17 protein-coding genes are annotated in these 20,342 nt (G+C 71.8%); 12 read left to right on the plus strand and 5 right to left on the minus strand.

Annotation, left to right across the window (positions count from 1 at the left end; all coding sequences use genetic code 11):
- Positions 1–167: 167 nt before the first annotated feature.
- Entirely contained in the window at positions 168–980 is an 813-nt protein-coding gene (locus ABZ780_RS00170) for a DUF3097 domain-containing protein (RefSeq protein WP_357482574.1), read from the plus strand.
- 166 nt (positions 981–1,146) lie between these two features.
- Here ABZ780_RS00170 and ABZ780_RS00175 read toward each other — a convergent pair whose 3' ends face one another.
- The gene (locus tag ABZ780_RS00175; protein WP_357482577.1) at positions 1,147–2,460 is read right to left on the minus strand and encodes a serine hydrolase domain-containing protein; all 1,314 of its coding nucleotides are present in this window, start codon (positions 2,458–2,460) and stop codon (positions 1,147–1,149) included.
- A 109-nt stretch (positions 2,461–2,569) separates the two neighbouring features.
- On the opposite strand from ABZ780_RS00175, the gene ABZ780_RS00180 reads away from it, so the two are divergent.
- The 4 genes from ABZ780_RS00180 to ABZ780_RS00195 all read left to right on the plus strand — a co-directional run bounded on the left by ABZ780_RS00180 (position 2,570) and on the right by ABZ780_RS00195 (position 7,500).
- Positions 2,570–3,043, plus strand: a complete 474-nt coding sequence (locus ABZ780_RS00180; protein ID WP_357012474.1) for an NfeD family protein — start codon at positions 2,570–2,572, stop codon at positions 3,041–3,043.
- A gap of 4 nt (positions 3,044–3,047) precedes the next feature.
- Positions 3,048–4,154 (plus strand): SPFH domain-containing protein, encoded by a 1,107-nt coding sequence (locus ABZ780_RS00185; RefSeq protein WP_357482580.1) that lies wholly within the window; start codon positions 3,048–3,050, stop codon positions 4,152–4,154.
- Between the two features lie 151 nt (positions 4,155–4,305).
- Positions 4,306–5,073 (plus strand): hypothetical protein, encoded by a 768-nt coding sequence (locus tag ABZ780_RS00190; protein WP_357012477.1) that lies wholly within the window; start codon positions 4,306–4,308, stop codon positions 5,071–5,073.
- 231 nt (positions 5,074–5,304) lie between these two features.
- Positions 5,305–7,500 carry a transglycosylase domain-containing protein gene (locus ABZ780_RS00195; protein WP_357482583.1) on the plus strand — a complete coding sequence of 732 codons (2,196 nt, stop codon included), beginning with the start codon at positions 5,305–5,307 and terminating at the stop codon, positions 7,498–7,500.
- 201 nt (positions 7,501–7,701) lie between these two features.
- Here ABZ780_RS00195 and ABZ780_RS00200 read toward each other — a convergent pair whose 3' ends face one another.
- Positions 7,702–8,058 carry a DUF1330 domain-containing protein gene (locus tag ABZ780_RS00200; RefSeq protein ID WP_357482585.1) on the minus strand — a complete coding sequence of 119 codons (357 nt, stop codon included), beginning with the start codon at positions 8,056–8,058 and terminating at the stop codon, positions 7,702–7,704.
- Positions 8,059–8,244: 186 nt separating this feature from the next.
- Here ABZ780_RS00200 and ABZ780_RS00205 point away from each other — a divergent pair, with 186 nt between their 5' ends.
- Positions 8,245–8,826 carry a TetR/AcrR family transcriptional regulator gene (locus ABZ780_RS00205; protein ID WP_357012480.1) on the plus strand — a complete coding sequence of 194 codons (582 nt, stop codon included), beginning with the start codon at positions 8,245–8,247 and terminating at the stop codon, positions 8,824–8,826.
- Here the strand turns inward: ABZ780_RS00205 and ABZ780_RS00210 are convergent.
- A complete protein-coding gene (locus ABZ780_RS00210) occupies positions 8,792–10,639 on the minus strand; it encodes a thiamine pyrophosphate-requiring protein (RefSeq protein WP_357482588.1) in 1,848 nt (615 codons plus the stop codon). The two genes, ABZ780_RS00205 and ABZ780_RS00210, sit on opposite strands and share 35 nt — an antisense overlap.
- Positions 10,640–10,707: 68 nt before the next feature.
- Here ABZ780_RS00210 and ABZ780_RS00215 point away from each other — a divergent pair, with 68 nt between their 5' ends.
- Both ABZ780_RS00215 and ABZ780_RS00220 read left to right on the plus strand, forming a co-directional pair.
- Positions 10,708–11,568 (plus strand): RNA methyltransferase, encoded by an 861-nt coding sequence (locus tag ABZ780_RS00215; RefSeq protein WP_357012588.1) that lies wholly within the window; start codon positions 10,708–10,710, stop codon positions 11,566–11,568.
- 43 nt (positions 11,569–11,611) lie between these two features.
- Positions 11,612–13,450, plus strand: coding sequence for a PucR family transcriptional regulator (locus ABZ780_RS00220; RefSeq protein ID WP_357482590.1), 1,839 nt, complete (start codon positions 11,612–11,614; stop codon positions 13,448–13,450).
- A 98-nt stretch (positions 13,451–13,548) separates the two neighbouring features.
- Here ABZ780_RS00220 and ABZ780_RS00225 read toward each other — a convergent pair whose 3' ends face one another.
- Positions 13,549–14,901: a hypothetical protein gene (locus tag ABZ780_RS00225; protein ID WP_357482592.1), complete on the minus strand. Its 1,353-nt coding sequence runs from the start codon at positions 14,899–14,901 to the stop codon at positions 13,549–13,551.
- A gap of 82 nt (positions 14,902–14,983) precedes the next feature.
- Here ABZ780_RS00225 and murD point away from each other — a divergent pair, with 82 nt between their 5' ends.
- The 4 genes from murD to ABZ780_RS00245 all read left to right on the plus strand — a co-directional run bounded on the left by murD (position 14,984) and on the right by ABZ780_RS00245 (position 19,379).
- Positions 14,984–16,333, plus strand: a complete 1,350-nt coding sequence (gene murD / locus ABZ780_RS00230; RefSeq protein ID WP_357482595.1) for a UDP-N-acetylmuramoyl-L-alanine--D-glutamate ligase — start codon at positions 14,984–14,986, stop codon at positions 16,331–16,333.
- A 72-nt stretch (positions 16,334–16,405) separates the two neighbouring features.
- Entirely contained in the window at positions 16,406–17,389 is a 984-nt protein-coding gene (locus ABZ780_RS00235) for a hypothetical protein (RefSeq protein WP_357482598.1), read from the plus strand.
- Positions 17,390–17,468: 79 nt separating this feature from the next.
- Positions 17,469–18,341, plus strand: coding sequence for a hypothetical protein (locus tag ABZ780_RS00240; protein WP_357482601.1), 873 nt, complete (start codon positions 17,469–17,471; stop codon positions 18,339–18,341).
- A gap of 30 nt (positions 18,342–18,371) precedes the next feature.
- Entirely contained in the window at positions 18,372–19,379 is a 1,008-nt protein-coding gene (locus ABZ780_RS00245; RefSeq protein ID WP_357482603.1) for a hypothetical protein, read from the plus strand.
- A gap of 46 nt (positions 19,380–19,425) precedes the next feature.
- On the opposite strand, the gene ABZ780_RS00250 is transcribed toward ABZ780_RS00245, so the two are convergent.
- Positions 19,426–20,319 (minus strand): glutamate cyclase domain-containing protein, encoded by an 894-nt coding sequence (locus tag ABZ780_RS00250; RefSeq protein ID WP_357482606.1) that lies wholly within the window; start codon positions 20,317–20,319, stop codon positions 19,426–19,428.
- Between the last annotated feature and the right edge of the window lie 23 nt (positions 20,320–20,342).

Here is a 20,342-nt window from a genome sequence, read left to right on the forward strand (position 1 = left end):
CGCGGTGGTGCGGTGGTGCGGTGGTGCGGTGGTGCGGTGGTGCGGTGGTGCGGTGGTGCGGTGGTGCGGTGGTGCGGTGGTGCGGTGGTGCGGTGGTGCGGTGGGGTTTGCCGGATGGGCGGTGTGTCGGGGTGATGGGTGGAGGCGGCGGGGTTAGCGTGATCGACATGGCGGGGCGATACGGCGAGGACGTGCTGGCGGGGGACTGGCGACGGCGGAAGGTCACCCCGGAGGTGGACGCCGAGCCTGATCTCGTGGTGGAGGACGCCGACTCGGGGTTCTGCGGCGCGGTGGTGGGTTTCGAGGCCGGCGCGGTGGTGTTGGAGGACCGGCATGGCCGGCGGCGCAACTTTCCGCTGCTACCGGCTGCGTTCCTGCTCGACGGGCGGCCGGTGACGTTGCGCCGCCCGGGCCGTGCACCGGTGCCAGCGGCCCGGCGACGCACCGCGTCCGGCTCGGTGGCGGTGGACAACGTCCGCGCCCAGGTGGCCAAGGCCAGCCGGATCTGGGTGGAGGGCATTCACGACGCCGCGCTGGTCGAGCGAATCTGGGGTGACGACCTGCGGATCGAGGGCGTGGTCGTGGAGCCGCTGGACGGCATCGACGACCTCGACGCCGTGGTACGCGACTTCGGCCCCGGCCCGACCCGACGGCTCGGTGTCCTGGTCGACCATCTCGTGCCGGGCAGCAAGGAGAGCCGGATCGTGGCTCGGGTGAACTCGCCGTACGTGCTGGTGACCGGGCACCCCTACGTCGATGTCTGGCAGGCGGTCAAGCCGGCGGCGCTGGGCATCGCGGCCTGGCCGGTGGTGCCCCCGGGTCGCCCGTGGAAGGAGGGCGTCTGCGCCGCTCTCGGTGTGGCCGAGCCGGCGGACATGTGGCGGCACATCCTGTCTCGGGTGAACAGCTTCGCTGACGTGGAGACCCCCTTGATCAACGCGATGGAACGCCTCATCGACTTCGTCACCGAGCCCGCCTGACCCGGCAAGAACCGACCGCGCCGCGCTCCGTGCCGGGCAAGATCCGCACTATTTCCGGGATGTAGTGGCCTCGTCGACCCTTGGAGGCCACTACATCCATGATTGTGTGCCAGCCAGCCAGCCAGCCAGCCAGCCAGCCAGCCCCGCCCGGAACTGGGCGCGCGACTCAGGGTTCCTGGTCGGGCGTACGGGTGTAGACGAAGGTCGCGATGTCCAGCGCGACGGCTCGGCCCTGCTCGTCACGCACGACGGTGAGGATCTCGCCGTCCTGGTCGCCGGCGCGGCCCCGCCACCGGTCCGGACCAATGGCCACGAAGCGCAGGTCGGGTGCGCCGACCGGGCCGGCGTGCAGGTCACCCGCGCTGTCCGCGTACACCTCGATGGAGGTGCCCATCCACCACCAGCGGCCGGTCAGCTCCCGTAGCTCGGCGGGCGGCGCGGCCTCGGCCGGCCGCCACGGGGTGGCCGGCGTGGGCTCGGCGTCGAGCACCAGGGTGAGCAGTTGCCGGCCGAGCGCGCCGATGTGTCCGGTACGGAAGCCGTACGAGTTGGCGAAGCCGACGACGGCGGTGCGGCTGGGCCGGTGTACGGCCAGCGAGGCGACGTAGCCGGGCATGGAGCCGCCGTGTCCGACGTACACCCGGTTGTCTTCGCGGTGGAGTTCGAGGCCGAGACCGTGCCCGTGGGTCCAGGACTCCAGGTCGCTGATCACCACGGGGGAGCACATCTCGGTCAGGGTTTCTGCGGCCAGCACCGACGGGTCGGGGTCGGCGAGGAACGCGGCCCAGCGACCCAGGTCCTCGATCGTCGACCAGAGCTGCCCGGCGGGGGCCATCGACCCCGTGTCGGTGCGGGGCTCCTCGCGCAGCGTGTCGTGCCAGGGGTGGACGACGTAGCCGCGGGCGAACGGTTCGGTGGCGGAGTAGGTGGTGCGGCTCATGCCCAGCGGGGTGAGGACCCGCTCGTCGAGGAGGTCGGCCCAGGGCGTCCCGGTGAGCCGTTCGAGCATTCCGCCGAGCAGCCCGTACGCCAGATTGGAGTAGTGGTACGTGGCGTGCGGTGGGTGAGCGATCTTGTCGGCGGTGAGCCCGGCGAGCAGGGTTGTCAGGTCGACGCCGGAGGTCCGCTCCCACCAGTCGCCGTCGGGTTCGCGCTGCATGCCGCTGGCGTGCCCGAGCAGTTGGCGCAGGGTGAGCGCGCCGCCGCCGGTGCCCGGCAGGTGTCGCTCCAGCGGATCGTCCAGGGCGAGTCGGCCGGCGTCACGCAACTGCATGATCAGGGTGGCGGTCATCGTCTTGCTGATCGAACCCAGCCGGTACTGCAGATCGACGCCGGGGCGGGGGTGTTCGCCCGCGGTGGCGAGGTGCGCCAGCGTGCCGTCGCGGACCACGCCGAGCACCAGCGACGGGACGTGGCCGTCGGCCTGGGCGCGGGCGACCTGGATGTCGATCTGCCGGGCGGTTTCGGGCAGCAGCGTCAACGGGAACTCCTCGTTCAGGCTGTCGGAATCGGACGGTGCGATTGCCGCCGCTGAGCCTAACGATCATCACGGGTGGGCTGCATGTGCATTTCCGTGTCACGATCGTGTTGTGGACGCCGTGGTGTGGATCGTATTGGGTGTGGTTCTGGCGGTCGCCGAGATCTTCACGGCGACACTGTTTCTCATCATGTTCGGGGTCGGCGCGTTCGCCGCTGCCGGCGCCGCGGCCCTGGGCGCACCGGTGGCCGTGCAGGCGCTCGTCTTCGCGGTGGTGTCGGCGTTGAGCCTGGTGCTGGCGCGGCCGGTCGTCCGGCGGCACCGCCGTTCCGCGTTGGAGAGCGGCGAGCAGCCGTTCGGCGTGGAGGCGATCGAGGGCTCCACAGCACTGGTGCTGGAGCGGGTCGACGCCGAGCATGGCCTCGTCAAGATCGATGGCGAGTTGTGGACCGCGCGGGCATATGACACGACGCAGACTTTCGAAGCCGGTCAACGGGTTCGGGTGATAAAGGTCCGGGGCGCGACAGCCCTGGTGTGGCAGGACGATGTTTCTTCCGCCAGCGAGCTGCCGGAAGCGAGAGGGTGAACTGATGGAGTTCATAGGTGTGCTGATCATCGCGGTGGCGTTGATCGCCGTGATTACGCTGGCTAAGGCGGTGCGGATCGTTCCGCAGCAGCGCCAGGATGTGGTGGAACGGCTCGGTAAGTACAAGCGCACCCTCAGCCCTGGCCTCAACCTGCTGGTGCCGTTCGTCGACGCTGTGCGGACGAAGGTCGACATGCGGGAGCAGGTGGTCAGCTTCCCGCCGCAGCCGGTGATCACCTCGGACAACCTGGTGGTCTCGATCGACACGGTTCTCTACTTCAAGGTGGTCGACTCGGTCCGGGCGACCTACGAGATCTCCAGCTTCCTGCAGGCCATCGAGCAGTTGACCGTCACCACGTTGCGTAACGTGATTGGCTCGCTGGACCTGGAGCGGGCGCTGACCAGCCGCGACGAGATCAACCGGCACCTCTCCGGGGTGCTGGACGAGACCACCGGCCGCTGGGGCATCAAGGTGACCCGGGTGGAGATCAAGGCGATCGAGCCGCCGGCCAGCATCCGTGACTCGATGGAGAAGCAGATGCGCGCCGAGCGGGACCGTCGCGCGGCGATCCTCACCGCGGAGGGCCACAAGCAGTCGGTGATCCTCACCGCCGAGGGTGACAAGCAGTCGGCGGTGCTGCGCGCCGACGGTGACCGGCAGGCCCGGATCCTGCAGGCCGAGGGTCAGGCGAAGGCGATCCGGACGGTCTTCGACGCGATTCACCAGGCGAACCCGAGCCAGAAGGTGCTCGCCTACCAGTACCTGCAAGCCCTGCCGCAGATCGCCCAGGGCAGCGCCAACAAGGTCTGGATCATCCCGGCCGAGCTGACCAAGGCCCTGGAGGGCATGGGTGGCGCGCTCGGCGGGCTGAGCCAGATGGTGGGGGACCTGCCCGCACCGGAGGCGGCCGAGCACGCGAGCCAGGTGGAGCGGGAGGCCGCGGAGGCGGCGCAGGCCGCGGCGGATGCCGCCCAGCAGATCCACGATGAGGTACGCGTCGCCGAGGCGCAGGCCACCGGCGGCAACAAGCCGCAGGGGCTGCCGGCCCCGGAGCCGGTGTCCCCGGCCAGCCTGGTCGAGGACCCGGCCGACCAGCGCGAGCGCGGCTGATCCAGCACTCCGGCCGCCCGGCCGGGTAAATGCGAGAAAGACTCATGGGGCGCTCCGACGCCTGCCACGATCGGTCCTAGGACGGGTGGTGAGCAGGTAATCGGGGCGCCCCGGTGCGTCCCGCACCGCTCGTGGACGAGCGAGGTGACGTATGAAGGATCCCGCGAATCGGATGTGGTCCTCGACCCCGGTGCCCGGCGCGCACGATCCGATCGGCCCACTGGGTTCCCGACGCAGTGGCGGCGGGTTCGGCGTACTGCCGTTCGTCGACGAACCGACCCCGGCCGGGCCGGCGACGAACGCCAGTTGGGCCTGGTCGCTGCGCCGGTTCGCGCGGGCCGCGGTGTGGCTGCTGCCCGCGTACGCCGTCCTCTACGGCGTGGTGGCGATGGCCAGCGACGGCGGGGTGGGCAACGACCCCTATCCCGCCGACGGTCAGGCCGCGTACCTGATCGGCTGGGTGGCCGCGGTCTGGCTCGGCCTGCTCGCGCTGCTGGCTCTCACCGGGTTGCTGGCCGCCACCCGCAGCCGCCGGGTGGCCGTGGCGGGATTGCTGGTCAGCATCGCCGGGACCGTGCTGATGCTGCCCTTCGCGGGGCTGACCGAGCAGACGCCGGTCTTCGGCACCACCGCGCGTTCGCTGGTCCTGGTGGGTGCCACCTTCTACAGCGTGGGCTGGTTCCTCATCGGGTGGGCGGTGGCCCGATCCGGCACGTTCAGCCTCGGCGACGGCGTCATGCTGATCATCGCCGCGCCGCTGCTGGGCCTGGGCGGTGCCCTGATCGGCTCGCTTCAGACGTTCGGCGCGATCTTCGTGCTGATCGCCGGCATCGGCATCGGCTACCGCTCCGGCCGCCTGATGCCCCGCGAAACCGTCCGCGACGCCGCCAGCGCCAGCCTAACCACCCCAAACCCCTAACCCTGGCCCTCCCTCCCTGGCCTCCCGCCCCTCTCTGGCCCTCGTTGATCATGGAGTTATTGCCCTTCGCGTCGGCGCGTCGGGGCAATAACTTCATGATCACCGGGGCGAGGGTGGGGGCGGCCGGCGGGGAGGGTTGGGTGGGGGTTGGCTGGTGGGGGGCCGTGAAGTTGCTGACAGTTGGCCTGCGGGGGTGGTCGGTTGGCGGCTTTCGTGGCAATCCTGGGGAACATGGCCGCCTCTCGCTCGCCGCTGTCGCGGCTGTTCACCGTGCTGCTCGCCGGCTTGCTGGCCGGGCTCGTCCTGGCACTGGCCGCGCTGCCGGGCAACCTGCTGCTCGGGTTCGCCGCCCGGTCCGCGATCGGCACGTACGCCGCACTGCCCGAGGCGTTGCGCACCCCCGCCACCCCGCAGCGGTCGTACCTCTACGCGAACGACGGCAAGACGCTGATCACGACGTTCTACGACGTGAACCGCACAGACGTCGCGCTGGCGGACATCGCTCCGGTGATGCGGCAGGCGATCGTGGCCGCCGAGGACCGGCGGTTCTACGACCACGGCGGCGCGGACGTGCGGGGCCTGCTCCGGGCGCTGGTGGCCAACGTCAAGGGCGGCGGCACCGAGCAGGGTGGCTCGACGCTCACCATGCAGTACGTCCGTAACGTCCTCAAGACCGACCCGACGCGCAGCGCCGAGGAGCGGGCCGCCGCCACGGACCCGACGGTGGGCCGCAAAGTCCAGGAGATCCGGTACGCGAGCGCGCTGGAGCAGAGCCTCGGCAAGGACGAGATCCTCAACCGGTACCTGAACATCGCCTACTTCGGCTCCGGCGCGTACGGGATCGCGGCGGCCAGCCAGCGCTACTTCGGCAAGCCTCCGGCGCGGCTGACCCTCGCCGAGTCGGCGCTGCTCGCCGGCCTGGTGCAGTCCCCCGACGCGTACAGCCCGATCGACGGGAACAAGGACGACGCGCTGGCCCGCCGGTCGTACGTGTTGGACTCGATGGCCGAAACCGGGGCGATCACCGTCGCGCAGGCAGCGCAGGCGAAGGCGGAGCCGCTGACCCTGCACCCCACCGCCCAGCCCAACGGCTGCACCGCCGTCTCCCAGGGTCACGACGGTTGGGGTTACTTCTGCGACTACCTGCGCCAGTGGTGGCTGACCCAGCCGGCGTTCGGGGCCACTGTCGCGGAGCGCGAGCAGGCGCTGCGCTCGGGTGGCTACACCGTCGTCACCACCCTGGACCCGAAGGTCCAGGCCACCGCGCAGCAGCAGGCCACCAAGGTCTACGGGTACGACAACAAGCGCGCCCTGCCGATCGCGGCCGTGCAGCCGGGCACCGGGCAGGTGCTGGCGATGGCGGTCAACCGGCACTACAGCCTGGCCGACAACCCGGCCGGGCAGGTCAACTACCCGAACACGGTCAACCCGCTGATCTCCGGTGGGCCAAGCGTCGACGGGTACCAGGCGGGTTCGACGTTCAAGCTGTTCACCATGCTCGCCGCGCTGGAGTCGGGCCGTACCCTCTCCACCGGCTTCGACGCGCCCGCCAAGCTGCCCACCCGGTACGCCGCCGAGGGCCCGGGAAGCTGTGACGGCCGCTGGTGCCCGGTCAACGCCAACCCGGACTGGATGGACGGGTACCGGATGATGTGGGACGGCTTCGGCCGCTCGGTGAACACCTACTTCGTCTGGCTGGCCGAGCAGGTCGGCGAGGACAAGGTGGTGGAGATGGCGCAGCGGCTCGGCATCACCTTCCGCGCCGACTCGGACGCCGCCTTCGCCAAGAACAACGCCGCGAACTGGGGTTCGTTCACCCTCGGCGTGGCCGCCACCACCCCGCTGGACCTGGCCAACGCGTACGCCACGGTGGCCGCCGAGGGCACCTACTGCACACCGGTGCCGGTGGTTTCGGTGACCGCCGCGAACGGCGAGAAGATGCCGGTCGGGCAGCCGTCCTGCAAGCGGGTCCTCGACGCCGACGTGGCCCGCGCCGCGACCGACGCCGCTCGGTGCCCGGTGGGCCAGCAGTCGCCGTACGGGCAGTGCAACGGCGGCACCGCCACCGCTGTGAACAGCATCCTCGACGGCCGGCCGGCCGCCGGTAAGACGGGCAGCTCGGAGGAGAACGCCACCGAGACGTTCGTCGGCTTCACCCCGCAGGTGGCGGTCGCCGGCATCGCCGCCAACCCGGACGACCCGACCGACTCGGTGGGTTCCGCCGTGCAGGCCAAGGTGATCGACGCGGTTGCCCGGGTCATCGCCACGGCCGTCAAGGGTCAGCCGGAGAAGGCGTTCACCGCACCCAGCCGCGAGTTGGCCGGCGAGCCCCGCCGTCCGGTCACGCGCGCCCCGGCCACTCCCGACCGCGAGCCCTCCCAGGATCCCCGCTCGGCCCTGCAACGCTGGCTCGACCGCCGGGGCTGATCGGCGCTCACGCCGCGCCCGGACGGCCACGCCTCTGCCACTGCCGGCGTCACGCGCGCCGTAGGGCTGCTGGCGTCACACGCGGCGAGGGCTGCTGGGCGCCACGCGCCGTGATGCTGCTGGCGCCGCGCGCGGCGAGGCCACTGCCATGGGGTTTCCCGGCAGTGGCCTCGGCGGCGAACTCGACCTGGTCGCCTCGAGTCAGCGCGAGGCTGCCGCGATCGCGGCGCGGACCTGCTGGGCGAAACCGGCGACGGTGAAGTCCGGGGCCAGGCTGTCGATCAGGATGAGGTCCGAGATCGCGTTGTTCGTCCGCAGCGGCAGGATGGCCTGGTACTCGGGCGAGTTGTACCAGCTCTCGGCGTCGGCGCGGGTGGGGAACTCGATCAGGACGACCGACCCCGGCCACGCGCCCTCGACCACGTCCACGTCGCCCTGGGCGAGCCACTTGCCGCCGTACGGGTGCACGGTGGCCTCGACCTGCTCCAGGTAGGTCAGCCCTGCCTCGTTCGGGACGCCACCCGGAATGCGCAGGTGGTTGATCAGGTAGGTGCTCATCGTGATCTCCAGTCGTCGAGCTTTTTAGATGACGCCCGTAATCTAACTGGCGAGCGCAGGTCGCGACAAGTTTTGGATTAGGTTCATCCTCTATAGTCGGGGGAGGTTGGTCGGTGAGCAGGTGAGAGGGGCGCGGCAGTGGGTCGGACATCACGTGCCGAGGCGGCGAGGCACCGCGAGGAAGTGGTGGCCGCCACCTCGAGACTGCTCCGTGAGCGTGGCGCGGCGGGAATGAGCGTCCAGGACATCATGGGTGCCGCAGGGCTGACCCACGGTGGGTTCTACAAGCAGTTCAGCTCGAAGGACGAACTGCTGGGCATCGCCGCCACGACGGCCTTCGGTGAGCTCCTGGCCCTGTTGGCTCAGCTCGGCGACGAGCTACCCGATGGGTCGGAAGCGTGGTCCGCGCTGCTGCGGCACTACCTGTCGCCGGAGCATCGCGACGCGCCCGGCACGGGATGTGCCAACACCGCGCTGGCCGCCGACGCCGCCCGGGCGTCCGCCGACAGCCCGCTCCGCACGTCGTACGTGGCCGGCGTGGAGGAGACCCTCAAGCGGCTGACGAACCTTGAGGACGCCCTCGGCCGAGGCGAGAACGAAGCCCGCCAACGGGCGATAGTCGACCTCGCGACGATGGTCGGTGCGCTCACGCTCGCCCGCGCGACGGGACAGACGCCCCTGTCGGAGGAGATCCTCCAGACCACACAGGAAGCCCTGTCGACGGCCGACCCGGTCAACGCTCCCGGCGGCGAGGGCGGTAGCTGCTGATCGTCGCGGGCAGGCCGCGCCGAATGATTCCGGCCCAGTCGGTGTCACCTCGCAGCACCGCCGCTGCGGTCTTGCGCGCCTGCTCGGCGGTGAAGTGCGGCGGCAGCATCAACTCGGCCGGGTCGACCAGCGCGTTGATCACCACTGGGCGGTCGGCGGCGAGCGCCCGGTCCCAGACGCCCGGCACCTGGTCGGGGTCGTCGACCAGCTCACCGTGCAGCCCGAGCACCTGCGCCCACTGGTGGTAGCCGATGTCCGGCAGTTGCTGGCTGTCCGGGAACATCGGCGTTCCCTCGCTGGAGCGTTGCTCCCAGCTGACGAACGCCAGATCCCGGTTGTTGAGCACCAGCACCACGAAACGCGGGTCGGCCCAGCCGCGCCAGTACTTGGCCACGGTGATGAGCTCGTTGACCCCGTTCATCTGCATCGCGCCGTCGCCGATCAGCGCCACGAGTGGCCGGTCCGGGTGGGAGAACTTCGCGCTCAACGCGTACGGCATGGCGCCGCCCATGGACAGCAGGGTGCCGGAGAGGCTGGCCAACATGCCGGGCCGGACCTGCACGTGCCGGGCGTACCAGGCGGTCGCGGTGCCGCAGTCCACGGCGAGCATCACGTCGTCGGGGAGCCGGTCGCTGAGGGTGCTGAACAGCAGTTGCGGGTTGACCGGGTCGGCGCTCTGCTCGGCCAGTTCCCGTTGCACCCGCCGCCAGGCCGAGGTGGCCTCGGCGATCTCCGCCCGCCAGGCGGTCGGCCCGGGGCCGGGGCCCAGCTCACGCAGCAGCGCCCGCAGGGTGGGCCGGGCGTCGCCGGTCAGGTTCACCTCGGTCGGGTACCGCAGCCCGAGTTGGGTGCCGTCCAGGTCGATCTGCACGGCACGGGCTTTCCCGGGCGGCGGATAGAACTCCGAGTACGGCATGTTGCTGCCCACGATCAGCAGCCTGTCGCAGTCGCTCATCAGCTTCCAGCTTGGTCGGCTACCGAGCAGGCCGATCGCTCCGGTCACCCACGGTTCCCGATGGTCCACGGCCGTGAAGCCGAGCAGCGCGGTGGCCACCCCGGCGCCGAGCCGATGGGCGATCTCCCGGACCTCGTCCTGCGCGCCGAGCGCGCCCTGACCGACCAGCATCGCGACCTTCTGCCCGCCGCGCAGCACCTCGGCGGCCCGGCGCAGGTCCCCCTCCGGCGGCACCGTCGGCGTGCTGCTCGGCACGTTGCTGGTGTGGTAGTAGCCGTGCGCGTACGGCGGCTCCGGAACGGCCGGCTCGTCCTGGAGGTCCGACGGGAGAACGAGAGCCGTGACGGTACGCCGGGCCAGCGCCGTGCGGCACGCCCGGTCGACCAGGTGGCGGACCTGCGCCGGATGGTCGAGCTGCGCCAGGAACGCCGCCGCCACGTCCTTGTAGAGGGCGAGCAGGTCGACCTCCTGGTAGTAGCCGCCGCCCTCAGCGGTGACCGCGGTGTGCCCGACCAGGGCGATCACGGGCTGGTGGTCGAGCTTGGCGTCGTACAGGCCGTTGAGCAGGTGGATCGCGCCCGGTCCGCTGGTCACCAGCGCGCAGCCCAGCGGCCCTCCGCCGTACTTGACGTGCGCGGAGGCCGCGAAGCCGGCGGTCTCCTCGTGCCGCACCTGGATGAACTGGGCGCGCCCGCCGGTGCGTTGCAGCGCGGAGGTGAGGCCGTTGATGCCGTCGCCGGGGTAGCCGAAGTAGCGGTGCACTCCCCAACTGCTCAGGCGGGAGACGATGTGGTCCGCGACGGTCGGGCGGCGGGGCAGGGTGCCCGCTTCGCCCGGCGAGGTGTGGTCCGCGCTCACCTGACTGGTCCTTCCCGTCGAGTCCGACACTCGGCCGGCCATTCCCGTTCTTCACCGGACAAAACACCCTGCCGGGCGGGCGTCGGAGCGCGAGGTTCGCCGTCCGGCAGAATCGTCGGGTGCCCGTCCACCAGATCACCGACCCCGACGACGACCGGATCGCCGACTACCGCGCGCTCACCGACGTCGAGCTGCGCACCCGCTGGGAGCCGCCGCACGGCCTCTTCATCGCCGAGGGGGAGTTGGTGCTGCGTCGGGCGCTGCGCGCCGGATACCCGGCCCGGTCGTACCTGGTCGACGCCAAGCGCATCGACCAGCTCGCCGACCTGGACACCGGGGACGCGCCCGTGTACGCGGCCACCCAGGACGTGCTGCAACGGGCCACCGGCTTCCACGTACACCGGGGGGTGCTGGCGTCGTTCCACCGCCGGCCGCTGCCGACGGCGGCCGAGGTGCTCGCCGCCGCGCGCCGGGTGGTGATCCTGGAGGACGTCAACAACCACACCAATCTTGGCGCGATCTTCCGGGCGGTCGCTGCGCTCGGCGTGGACGCCGTGCTGCTCTCGCCGAGCTGCGCCGACCCGCTCTACCGGCGCAGCGTCCGGGTCAGCATGGGTGAGGTGTTCGCCGTGCCGTACGCGAAGCTGGACCCCTGGCCGGACGCGCTCGCCGAGGTCCAGGCGGCCGGGTTCGCCGTGCTGGCGATGACCCCGGCACCGGACGCGGTGCCGATCCAGCGTCTCGACGCCGCCCAGCGGGCCCGTTCGGCGCTGCTGCTCGGTGCCGAGGGTGCCGGGCTGACCCGGGCCGCGATGGACGCCGCCGACGCCCGCGTGGTCATCCCGATGCGCCGCGGCGTCGACTCACTCAACGTCGCCGCCGCCACCGCTGTCGCATGCTGGGAGTTGAGCCGCGACGACCCTTGGTGACGCTCGTCGGCAATTGTCGAGATCTGGCGTAACGGAGGGTAGCGTGTCGGCCGTGTTCCCTACCGTCCGTGAGGTCCTCGCCCTGGACCCGGTCCGCCACGGTACGCCGCGCGTGGTCGCCGGGAACGCCGGGCTGGACGGTCCGGTCCGCTGGGTGCACGTCGCCGAGGTGCCCGACATCGCCACCCTGCTCGGCGGCGGCGAACTGGTGCTCACCACCGGGATCGGGCTGCCCGGCGACGACGCGGGACTGCGCGCGTTCATCGGCGACCTCGCCGATGTCGGCGTCTCCGGGCTCGTCGTCGAGCTGGGCCGCCGCTACGGCAGCGGCGTGCCCCGGGTGATGATCGCCGCCGCCGAACGGCGCGGACTGCCGCTGGTCGAGCTGCGCCGGGCAACCCCGTTCGTGCGGATCACCGAGGCGGTGCACGCGCTCATCGTCGACGCGCAGCTCACCGAACTGCGCGCCACCGAGGAGATCCACCAGCGGTTCACCGACCTCTCCGTCGAGGGCGCCGACGCCGCCGAGGTGATCCGGCAGGCCGCCGACCTGTCCGGCTGCCCGGTGGTGCTGGAGAACCTGTCCCGGCAGGTCCTCGGGTACGACCCGGCGGGGGAGAGCGCCGAGCTGCTGCTGGACGGCTGGGAGCAGCACTCCCGACGGATCCGTCCGGCCGGGCGGACGGCGTACGACCCGGACAGCGGCTGGCTGGTGACGGTCGTCGGCGCCCGGGGGCAGGACTGGGGGCGGCTGCTGCTGCGCTGGCCGGCCACCGGGGACCTGCCCACCCAACGGGCCGGCGAGTCGACGCCGCCGGACGCCCGACCACCCACCCGGCTCACCATCCTGATCGAGCGGGCCGCGTCCACCCTCGCGCTGGGCCGGCTGATCCGCCGCGACGCCGAAGGGCTGGAACGGCAGATCCACCGCACCCTGCTCACCGCTCTGCTCGACCACTCCCGGCCGGTGGACGAGGTCGCGCTGCGCGCCAAGGCGCTCGGTGTGGTGCTCGACCGCCGGCACCTCGTCGGGGTGATGGTCCGGCACCGCGCCGACGACCCCGTCGGCGAGGGCGGCCCCGAGGCCGGCCAGGCCCGGCTGCGGGACCTGTCCGAGGCCGTCGGCCAGGCACTGCGGGAGGCGAAGCTGACCGCGCTGACCAGCGCCGTCGACGACAACGCGGTGGGCGCGCTGCTGGCCCTGCCGGACCCGGCCGCCGAGGACCGCGCGCTGTCCGCGTTCGCCGGAGCACTTCGTCGGGTACGCCTCGACGGCGCGGTCCGCGCGACGTCCGGCACCGAGCCGACGCGGGCGGCATCGGTCGTCGAGGTGTCCCGGGCGGTCCCCAGCTCCGAGGTGTCCCGGGCGGCTTTCGGCGGCGAGGGCGCCCGGGTGGCGAACGATCCGGCCCGCACCGCCGGTGGTGCGCCGGGCGGATTGATCGTGGCGGCCGGGTCCGGGGTGGGCAGCCTGCGGGAGGCACGGCGGTCGCTGGTCGAGGCGCGACAGATCGCCGAGGCGGCCCGACGGGACCGGCGTGACCTGCCGGTCTTCCGGCTGCCGCACGTCGGGCTGGCCGGGCTGCTGCACCTGCTGCGTGACGAGCCCCGGTTGCAGACGTTCGTGGAGCGGGAACTCGGCGCGTTGCTGGAGTACGACGCCCGGCACCCCCGAGAGCGGCTGCTGGACACCCTGCGCGCGTACCTGGAGCAGGGGCGCAACAAGACCGCCGGCGCTGCCGCCGCCCACCTGTCCCGGCCGGCCTTCTACGAGCGCCTGGCCCGCATCGCCCGCATCCTCGACGCAGACCTGGATTCGGTGGAAACCAGCCTCTCCCTACACGTGGCACTCCTGGCACTGGAGGCGGTCCGCACCCCCTGACCCCGGTCCAGCCCTCCGCCTGCGTTGATCATGAAGTTGTTGCCGTGACTCGCCGGCGCGAGTGGCAATAACTTCATGATCAACGGGGGGAGTGGGGGTCAGGCGGTTAGGTCCGTCAGGGCCTTCGCGTAGGTGGGGGGGATGTGGTTGGGGCCGCCGGGGGTGAAGACGTCGGAGGTGGCCACCGCGGACCAGGCGGTTGCCGGGACGGCGTCCACCAGGGCTCGGATCACCGGGGCATCGCGCCACTGGTCCTGCTCGGCGAGCAGACCAAGGGCCACCACCGATTCCTCGACCTCGCCCACGCACTCGAACGGCTTGTGCCCGTCCACGCCCAGCAGCTCGCGGTAGCCGGGAATCTGCTCCGGGTCGGCGAGCAGGTCGCCGCCGAAGATGTGGGTGACCCGCTCGCGCGGCATGAACGGCGCCATCGCCAGGAAGACGAAGCGGCACTTCGGGCAGTCACGGCACCAGCGCTCGCTCGCGTCGCGCAGCTTGAACGCGGCGTTGCAACTGGTCACCACGTCGTCGTACCGGGTGAACTCGGCGAACAGCCGGGCGATGTGCAGCTCGGACAGCGAGCGCAGCAGCGAAAAGTACGGCTCGGTCAGGCCGGCGTGCTCGGCCAGCGCGGCCCGCAGCAGCCCTTCGGCCTCGACGCCCTTGGACCACTGGTGGTTGATCTCGTGGCCGTCCCAGATGAGGTTCGGGTCGGACGCGGAGCGCTCGTTGGACATCACCACCGGGCCGAGCCCGTGCAGCACGGCGGTGGCCACCGCGATCAGCGAGTTGATGGCGGTGACCGGGATGTGCCCGTTCAGCGCGCCGGCCGCGTTCAGGTCGAACAGCACCGGGTCGATCCGCCGCCGAGCGGCCAGCGGGGTCAACCCGGACGCCTCGTTGACCGAGACGATCACGTGGTTCGGGTTGACCGAGAACGGCACCGGGTCCAGCTCGGCGCGGCGCAGAGCCTCCAGGCTGACGATCGAGTCCTTCCCGCCGCCGACGGCGGAGAGGGGACGACGGTCGGAGTTGTCGTACACCCGTGGCGTCTCCGGGGAGCCGGCCGGCACCTCCGGGCGCAGCTGGAGCACGTGCGGCAGCTGGTTGCGGTACGCGTACTCGGCGAGGCCCTTGGTGTAGACGGCCGTGACGTAGTCGACGGTGGCCGCGCCCAGCGGCGCCGGCAGCACCAGGCGGGGCGGTGCGGCGGCCTTGTAGTAGCTGACCCCGGCCACTACGTGCAGCAGTTCGAGGACCCGGCCGAGGGTGGCGACCGTCTCGTCCGACGGCGGCTCCGCCGGCAGCGGAAGGGTGATCACCTCGGTGAAGCGTTGCTCACCGGCCGGGCCGGTCAACGCGTAGTCGAACAACACCTCGCCGGTGGCGAAGTCGATCGAGTAGGACGGGAAGGTAAAGGCATCCATCCGCCGGAGCTGCTCGTTGGGCACACGCCATACTAGGCCCTGGTTCGTCCGGCCGTGTCCGGACCGGGCCCGCCCTGCCGCCGCCGCGACCCCGAGGAGAGCCCCAGTGCGCCTGTCTGACCTGCGCGGACGTACCGTCGCCGTCTGGGGCACCGGCCGGGAGGGTCGGGCCGCTGTGACCGCGATCGCCGCGCACGGCCCGGCCGAGCTGGTCGCCGTCGACGACAGCGCGAACTTCCTCTCGCTGCCCTGGGACGGACTGCTGGCCGAGGCGGCGCCGCTGGTCACCGGCGAGGCGGGCTTCGACCGGCTGGCCGCCGCCGACGTGGTGGTCCGCTCGCCGGGTGTGCCGCAGACCCACCCGTGGATGGTCGAGCTGCGCCGACGCGGTGTGCCGGTCACCCAGGGCACCGCCCTGTGGATGGCCGACCACGCCGTGCGCACCGTCGGGGTCACCGGCAGCAAGGGCAAGAGCACCACGTCCAGCCTGATCAGTCACCTGCTCACCGCGACGGGCCGGCCGAACGTCTTCGGCGGCAACATCGGCGTGCCCACTCTGGACCTGCCGGAGGCCGAGCTGTACGTGCTGGAGCTGTCCAGCTACCAGTGCAGCGACCTCACCGATTCGCCCCGGGTGGCGGTGGTCACCGCGCTCTTCCCCGAGCACCTGGACGCGCACGGCGGGGAGCGGGAGTACTACCGCGACAAGCTCAACCTGCTCGCCCACGACCCGCGAACGATCGTGGTCAACGGCGGTGACTCCCGGCTCGCCGCGGAGCTGGGGGAGCTGCCGGCGGTGCGGGCCGGTCGCCCCGACACCACCCACGTCGCCACCGGCTCGGACGGCACCCCGTGGTTCCACCTCGGCGACCAGCCGCTCTTCCCGCGCGCCGTGCTGCCGCTGGTCGGCCGCCACAACGAGGGCAACCTGTGTGTCGCCCTCGCGGTGCTCGACGCGCTCGGCATCGACGTGGTGGCCGTGAAGGACAGCCTCGCCATCGCGGTCGCCGAGTTCCAGGGGCTGGCCCACCGGCTCACCGAGATCACCGACCCGTCCGGGTTGACCTTCGTCGACGACACCCTGGCCACCAGCCCGTACGCGGCCATGCACGCGATCGACGCGTACGACGGTCGGCCGTTGACGGTGATCGTGGGCGGTGCCGACCGTGGCCTGGACTACGGCCCGCTCCGCGATCATCTGGCCGAACGGGAACTCAACATCATCGGAATCCCGGACAGCGGGTCGCGGATCGTGGCGGCGCTCGCCGGGCTGCCCGGCGTGCACTGTGAGGTCGTCGATGACCTGACGGCCGCCGTCCGGCAGGCTCGCAAGCTCACCCCCGCCGACGGCGTCGTCCTGCTGTCACCGGCCGCGCCCAGCTACGGCCGGTATCGCAACTTCGAGCATCGCTCGGAGGCGTTCCTGGAGGCCATCGAGGAGACCTCGGCTCACTGACGGCCGCGATCACCACCGACCCGCCATCGGGCGATCGTCCCGACCCCGCCACGAGCCCGGTGGAGGAAACGCATGGTCAGCTTCGCTGCGGTCGCCCTTCCGACGTGCGAACCGGGCTTCCGCCCCGAGGCCGTCGCCGACGAGATCCATGGCTGGGTTTCCTCGTCCCCGATGCGTGCGCTCGTCGCCGAGTACGGCAGCGCGTTGCCGTCGGTCGGCGTCGGTGAGCTTCTGGCCTGGCTGGATGCCTTCTCCGAGACGCACTGGGACTTCCGCAAGCACGGCAAGGTCGAGCGCGACCAGGTGACGGCGCCGAACTTCGACCACGCCCAGGTCGATCTCATCCGCGCCGCGGCGACCGCCCTGCGTCTCGTCAACGCGGACCGCCCCCCGCTTTCGGCGTACGACCGCCTGCTCGTCCTGGGCGGTCTTGGCCGTTCCTGCCTGCAACGCACCGAGTACGCCGCCCGGTTGATCCGCGATCGCATCGTCGTCGTCCCCGAGTTGGCCGCGCTCGGCAGCTTCCGCCCGCTCACCGAGGCGGAGACTGCCGTTCCCGGGCTCGCCGGCTGCCAGTACGAGGTCGACGCGTTGGACGCCGGCGTACGGATCGGGTTCGGTCTCGACGCCCCCACGGTGTCGGAATCGTCCGACGAAGCCGTGACGCACCGGTCCTGGCAGGTGGGCACGTACCGCGCCGTCGGAGGGCCCGAGGTGTACGTCCTCGCGGCGCCGTCCAGCGAGCCGGAATCACGCCGCGCCAACACACCGGACACGTACCGGTTCTGGGCTGACCGGTTCAACGTCCGGGCGACCGACCGGATCCTCGTCGTCACCTCCCCGATCTACGTGCCCTTTCAACACAGCGACGCGATCCGCATGATCGCGACGCGGTATGGATGTGGGATCGACACCATCGGCTTCGACCCCGACCGGGCCACAACTCCGTCAGCTGCCGGGGCCACCGATCCGGACCGGTACCTACAGGAGATCCGGTCCGGAATCGTGTCGATGCGACGCCTGCACGACACACTCGCCGGGAGCATCGCGGCGTGACCGCACCTGCCGCCCTGCCGCGGCGGGGCGGTTGTGATCGGTGTCTACCCTGACCGCACCGGCGGATTGGGGGAGTTCGATGGCCCGTGACATGGTCCGTCGAGGGTTCAGGGGACGCGGCAGCGCCTCCGACGGCTTCGCCCGTCTGGTGGCGCACACCGATCCGGTGGCGTTGGTCGGCATCACGCTGTCGGTCACGCTCAGCGTCATGCTCGACCTCAGTAACGCCGCCTCCGGCGTGGAGTCGCTGCTGGCCGGTCTGATGGGCATCACCATCTCGCTGCTGGTGGACTCGCTGGCCCGTGCGGAGCGACGGTTTCACCTGCGGACGTTGCTGGACGGCCCACCATGGCTCGTCCGCACCACCACCGAACTCGCCGGGGCCATGCGTGAGGCGGCGGAGCAGCATGCGGGCACCCGCGTCGCGACGGAGGCGCAGCGGCGCTACGAGCAGTTCCGGTTGGAGGCCGAGCAACTCGCGGAGGGGCGGATCATCCGGCGCGGCGACGAGGACGAGGACCTGGTCGGCGCGACCCAGGGCTGCGTACGTCGACTGGACGCGCTGACCAATGTGATGCCCCGGGCGAGCGGCGAGTTGAGCTGGTGGCGCAGTGAGATCGGCCGGCGCTACTGGGAGGTGAACCGTGCCGCTCTTGAGCGGGGCGTCCAGATCACCCGGGTCTTCGTCTACGTCACGCTGACCGACGAGCTGTCGGCCCTGGTCGAGAAGCAGCGCCAGGCAGGAGTGCGGGTGGGCCTCCTGCCGCACGGTGTGGTCAGCCCACACCTGTACGTCAATCTGGCAGTCTGGGACGGGTCGAGCTGCTGGGAGGCCCGAATGACCGCGCACGGCGAGATCGGCGAGAATCAGTTCTCGGTCAACCGGGCGGACGTCGCCCGGCTCACCCGCGTGTTCGACCTCTGCGCGAACGCCGCGACCTTCCAGTCCTGACGGCCCCACCAGGGCGGAGATGGGTGAGCTATGACGTGGAGTGCGGTCCTGCTGGTGACAGCCGTGGTCTGGGCGGTCAGCGTGATCCGCTCGGTCCGACTCCGGGCCCTGGTCTACAGCCTTCCGCTGCCGATGACGCTCGCTCTCGTCACCACCGGCTACCGGGTGGACGGCGCGCAGTTGCTCGGCGTGCTCGGGCTCAACCTCTTCTTCGTCACCGTGGCCCTCACCCACCTGCGGCTGCGCTGGCCGATTCTGCTCGCCGACGGCGCGGGGGTCGGCGTGTACGTGGCGCTGAGTGCCGGGCTGCTGGCCGTCCCCGTCCCGTTCGAGGCGGCCCTGGCCGGCCTGCTGGTGCTCTGGATGGCGGCCATGCTGCTGCTGCGCCCACGTGCCCGGCGGTCGGCAAAAGCCGGTGTTCCGGCGCAAGCCCCTACGCCGACGGAAGCCGGCACCGCAGCCGAAGCCGGCACCGCAGCCGAAGCTGGCACCACGACCGAAGCTCGTCCGGACGGGCTGCCGGCGTTGCTCAAGCTGGTGGTCATCTTCGTCGGGGCGATCCTCACCGCGCTGCTCGGCGCGGTGCTGCGGGGCATGGTGGTGACGTTCCCCTACTCGGGGGTGCTGGTCGCCGTCGAGGCCCGCCGCCAGCTGCACGAGTTCAGTCGGCACTTCGCCCGCAACAGCCTCGCGTTGATCGGTTTCCTCACCGCCTACCACTACCTTCAGGACGTGTCGTCGGCCGTGGCGCTGGGCGGCGGCTGGGCGGCCTTCGCGTTGGTCGCGGTCGCCCTGCACCTACCGCTGCGTCCCCGACCGGCCGCCCCGAACGCCACCGCGCCGACCCCCACCGCGGCGCCGCCTGCTCCGCCCGCTGCTGGCCCGAAGCCCGCCCAACCACCGTCGGGCAGTCCGGCTCGACCCGACCCGGAGCGGGGCCCGGATCCTGCCGCGTCGACCGGCGGCGGCCCCACCAGGGGACGTGCCCGTCCGGGTAGCCGGCCCCTCCGCCCGGCGGAGCCACCCCCTGTCCGTTGAGGACTATCGCGTCCTGCTCAGGAGGACGGCAGGTCGGGAAGTCCTCCTACCGCGCGGCCGCGACCAGGTCCGCGATTCGGGCGAGGGGCTCGGCGTAGGCGGGCCAGTCGAGGCCGTCGACGCTGAGCGTGGGGCGTCGACGGACGCCGTCCACGGCACCCGCGCGCACGATCGAGGCCAGCAGGTCGTACGACCATGCCGGCTGGAGCAGCGCACGAAGCTCGGGCACGTCGGGTCGGAGCAGTGCCAGCGCGCCGACGAGTGCGGCGGCGGCCCAGTTGGAGGTGCCGCCGACGAGCAGCGCGTCCGCGCCCACCACGCACCGGATCCGCTCGCCCGAGGCGACCACCTGAGCGACCAGCTCCGCCGGCAGCCGGCCCATGCCCAGCTCGTTGCCGCCGTCGCCGATCCCGATCCGGAAGGCCGACCCAGCACTGTAGAGCCGTTCCAGGGGTGCCGTGTGCGCGCCGATGTCCTCGCCGCGCATGTTGCGGGGCCGCCCGTCGACGCTCGGCCCGACCCGTTCGCAGGCGATGAGGTGGGTCAGTTGGCCGTACCGGGGCAGGGCGGCGGCGGCCCACTCGTCGTACCCCCGCAGTGGTGCGACGTCCACCGCTAGGCCCGTTGCGGCGGCGGCGACGGCCGCCTCGACCACCGGCGCGCAGGGTTCGTCGGTGATCAGCCGGCACCGGCCGCCGAGGAGGCGCAGAGCGGCGGCGATCTGGGCCGCGCCGAGCGGGCCGTCGGTCTCCGCGGCGGGCGGTTCGGCGCCCGGGATGAAGAACCCGGTGAACACCGCGGCATCCGGGGTGCCGGTGGCGAGCGACCGGGCGGCGGCGAACAGTCCACCCGCCGCCGGTACGGCCAGCGCCTCGCTGCCCCGGCCCACCTCGCGGGCGGCGACCCGCTCCAGCTCGGCGATCGTCAGCTCGATCCGCACCGCGCGCCTCCCCACCGACTGTC

This window comes from Micromonospora sp. NPDC047467, assembly GCF_040643095.1.
Taxonomy (GTDB): domain Bacteria; phylum Actinomycetota; class Actinomycetes; order Mycobacteriales; family Micromonosporaceae; genus Micromonospora.

What these genes read in the sequence shown, in the direction of transcription:
- ABZ780_RS00235 (WP_357482598.1), top strand. Translation starts at nt 16,406, where the DNA reads ATGGTCAGCTTCGCTGCGGTCGCCCTTCCGACGTGCGAACCGGGCTTC.
- ABZ780_RS00195 (WP_357482583.1), top strand. Translation starts at nt 5,305, where the DNA reads ATGGCCGCCTCTCGCTCGCCGCTGTCGCGGCTGTTCACCGTGCTGCTC.
- ABZ780_RS00190 (WP_357012477.1), top strand. Translation starts at nt 4,306, where the DNA reads ATGAAGGATCCCGCGAATCGGATGTGGTCCTCGACCCCGGTGCCCGGC.
- ABZ780_RS00170 (WP_357482574.1), top strand. Translation starts at nt 168, where the DNA reads ATGGCGGGGCGATACGGCGAGGACGTGCTGGCGGGGGACTGGCGACGG.
- ABZ780_RS00240 (WP_357482601.1), top strand. Translation starts at nt 17,469, where the DNA reads ATGGCCCGTGACATGGTCCGTCGAGGGTTCAGGGGACGCGGCAGCGCC.
- ABZ780_RS00185 (WP_357482580.1), top strand. Translation starts at nt 3,048, where the DNA reads ATGGAGTTCATAGGTGTGCTGATCATCGCGGTGGCGTTGATCGCCGTG.
- ABZ780_RS00200 (WP_357482585.1), bottom strand. Translation starts at nt 8,058, where the DNA reads ATGAGCACCTACCTGATCAACCACCTGCGCATTCCGGGTGGCGTCCCG.
- ABZ780_RS00245 (WP_357482603.1), top strand. Translation starts at nt 18,372, where the DNA reads ATGACGTGGAGTGCGGTCCTGCTGGTGACAGCCGTGGTCTGGGCGGTC.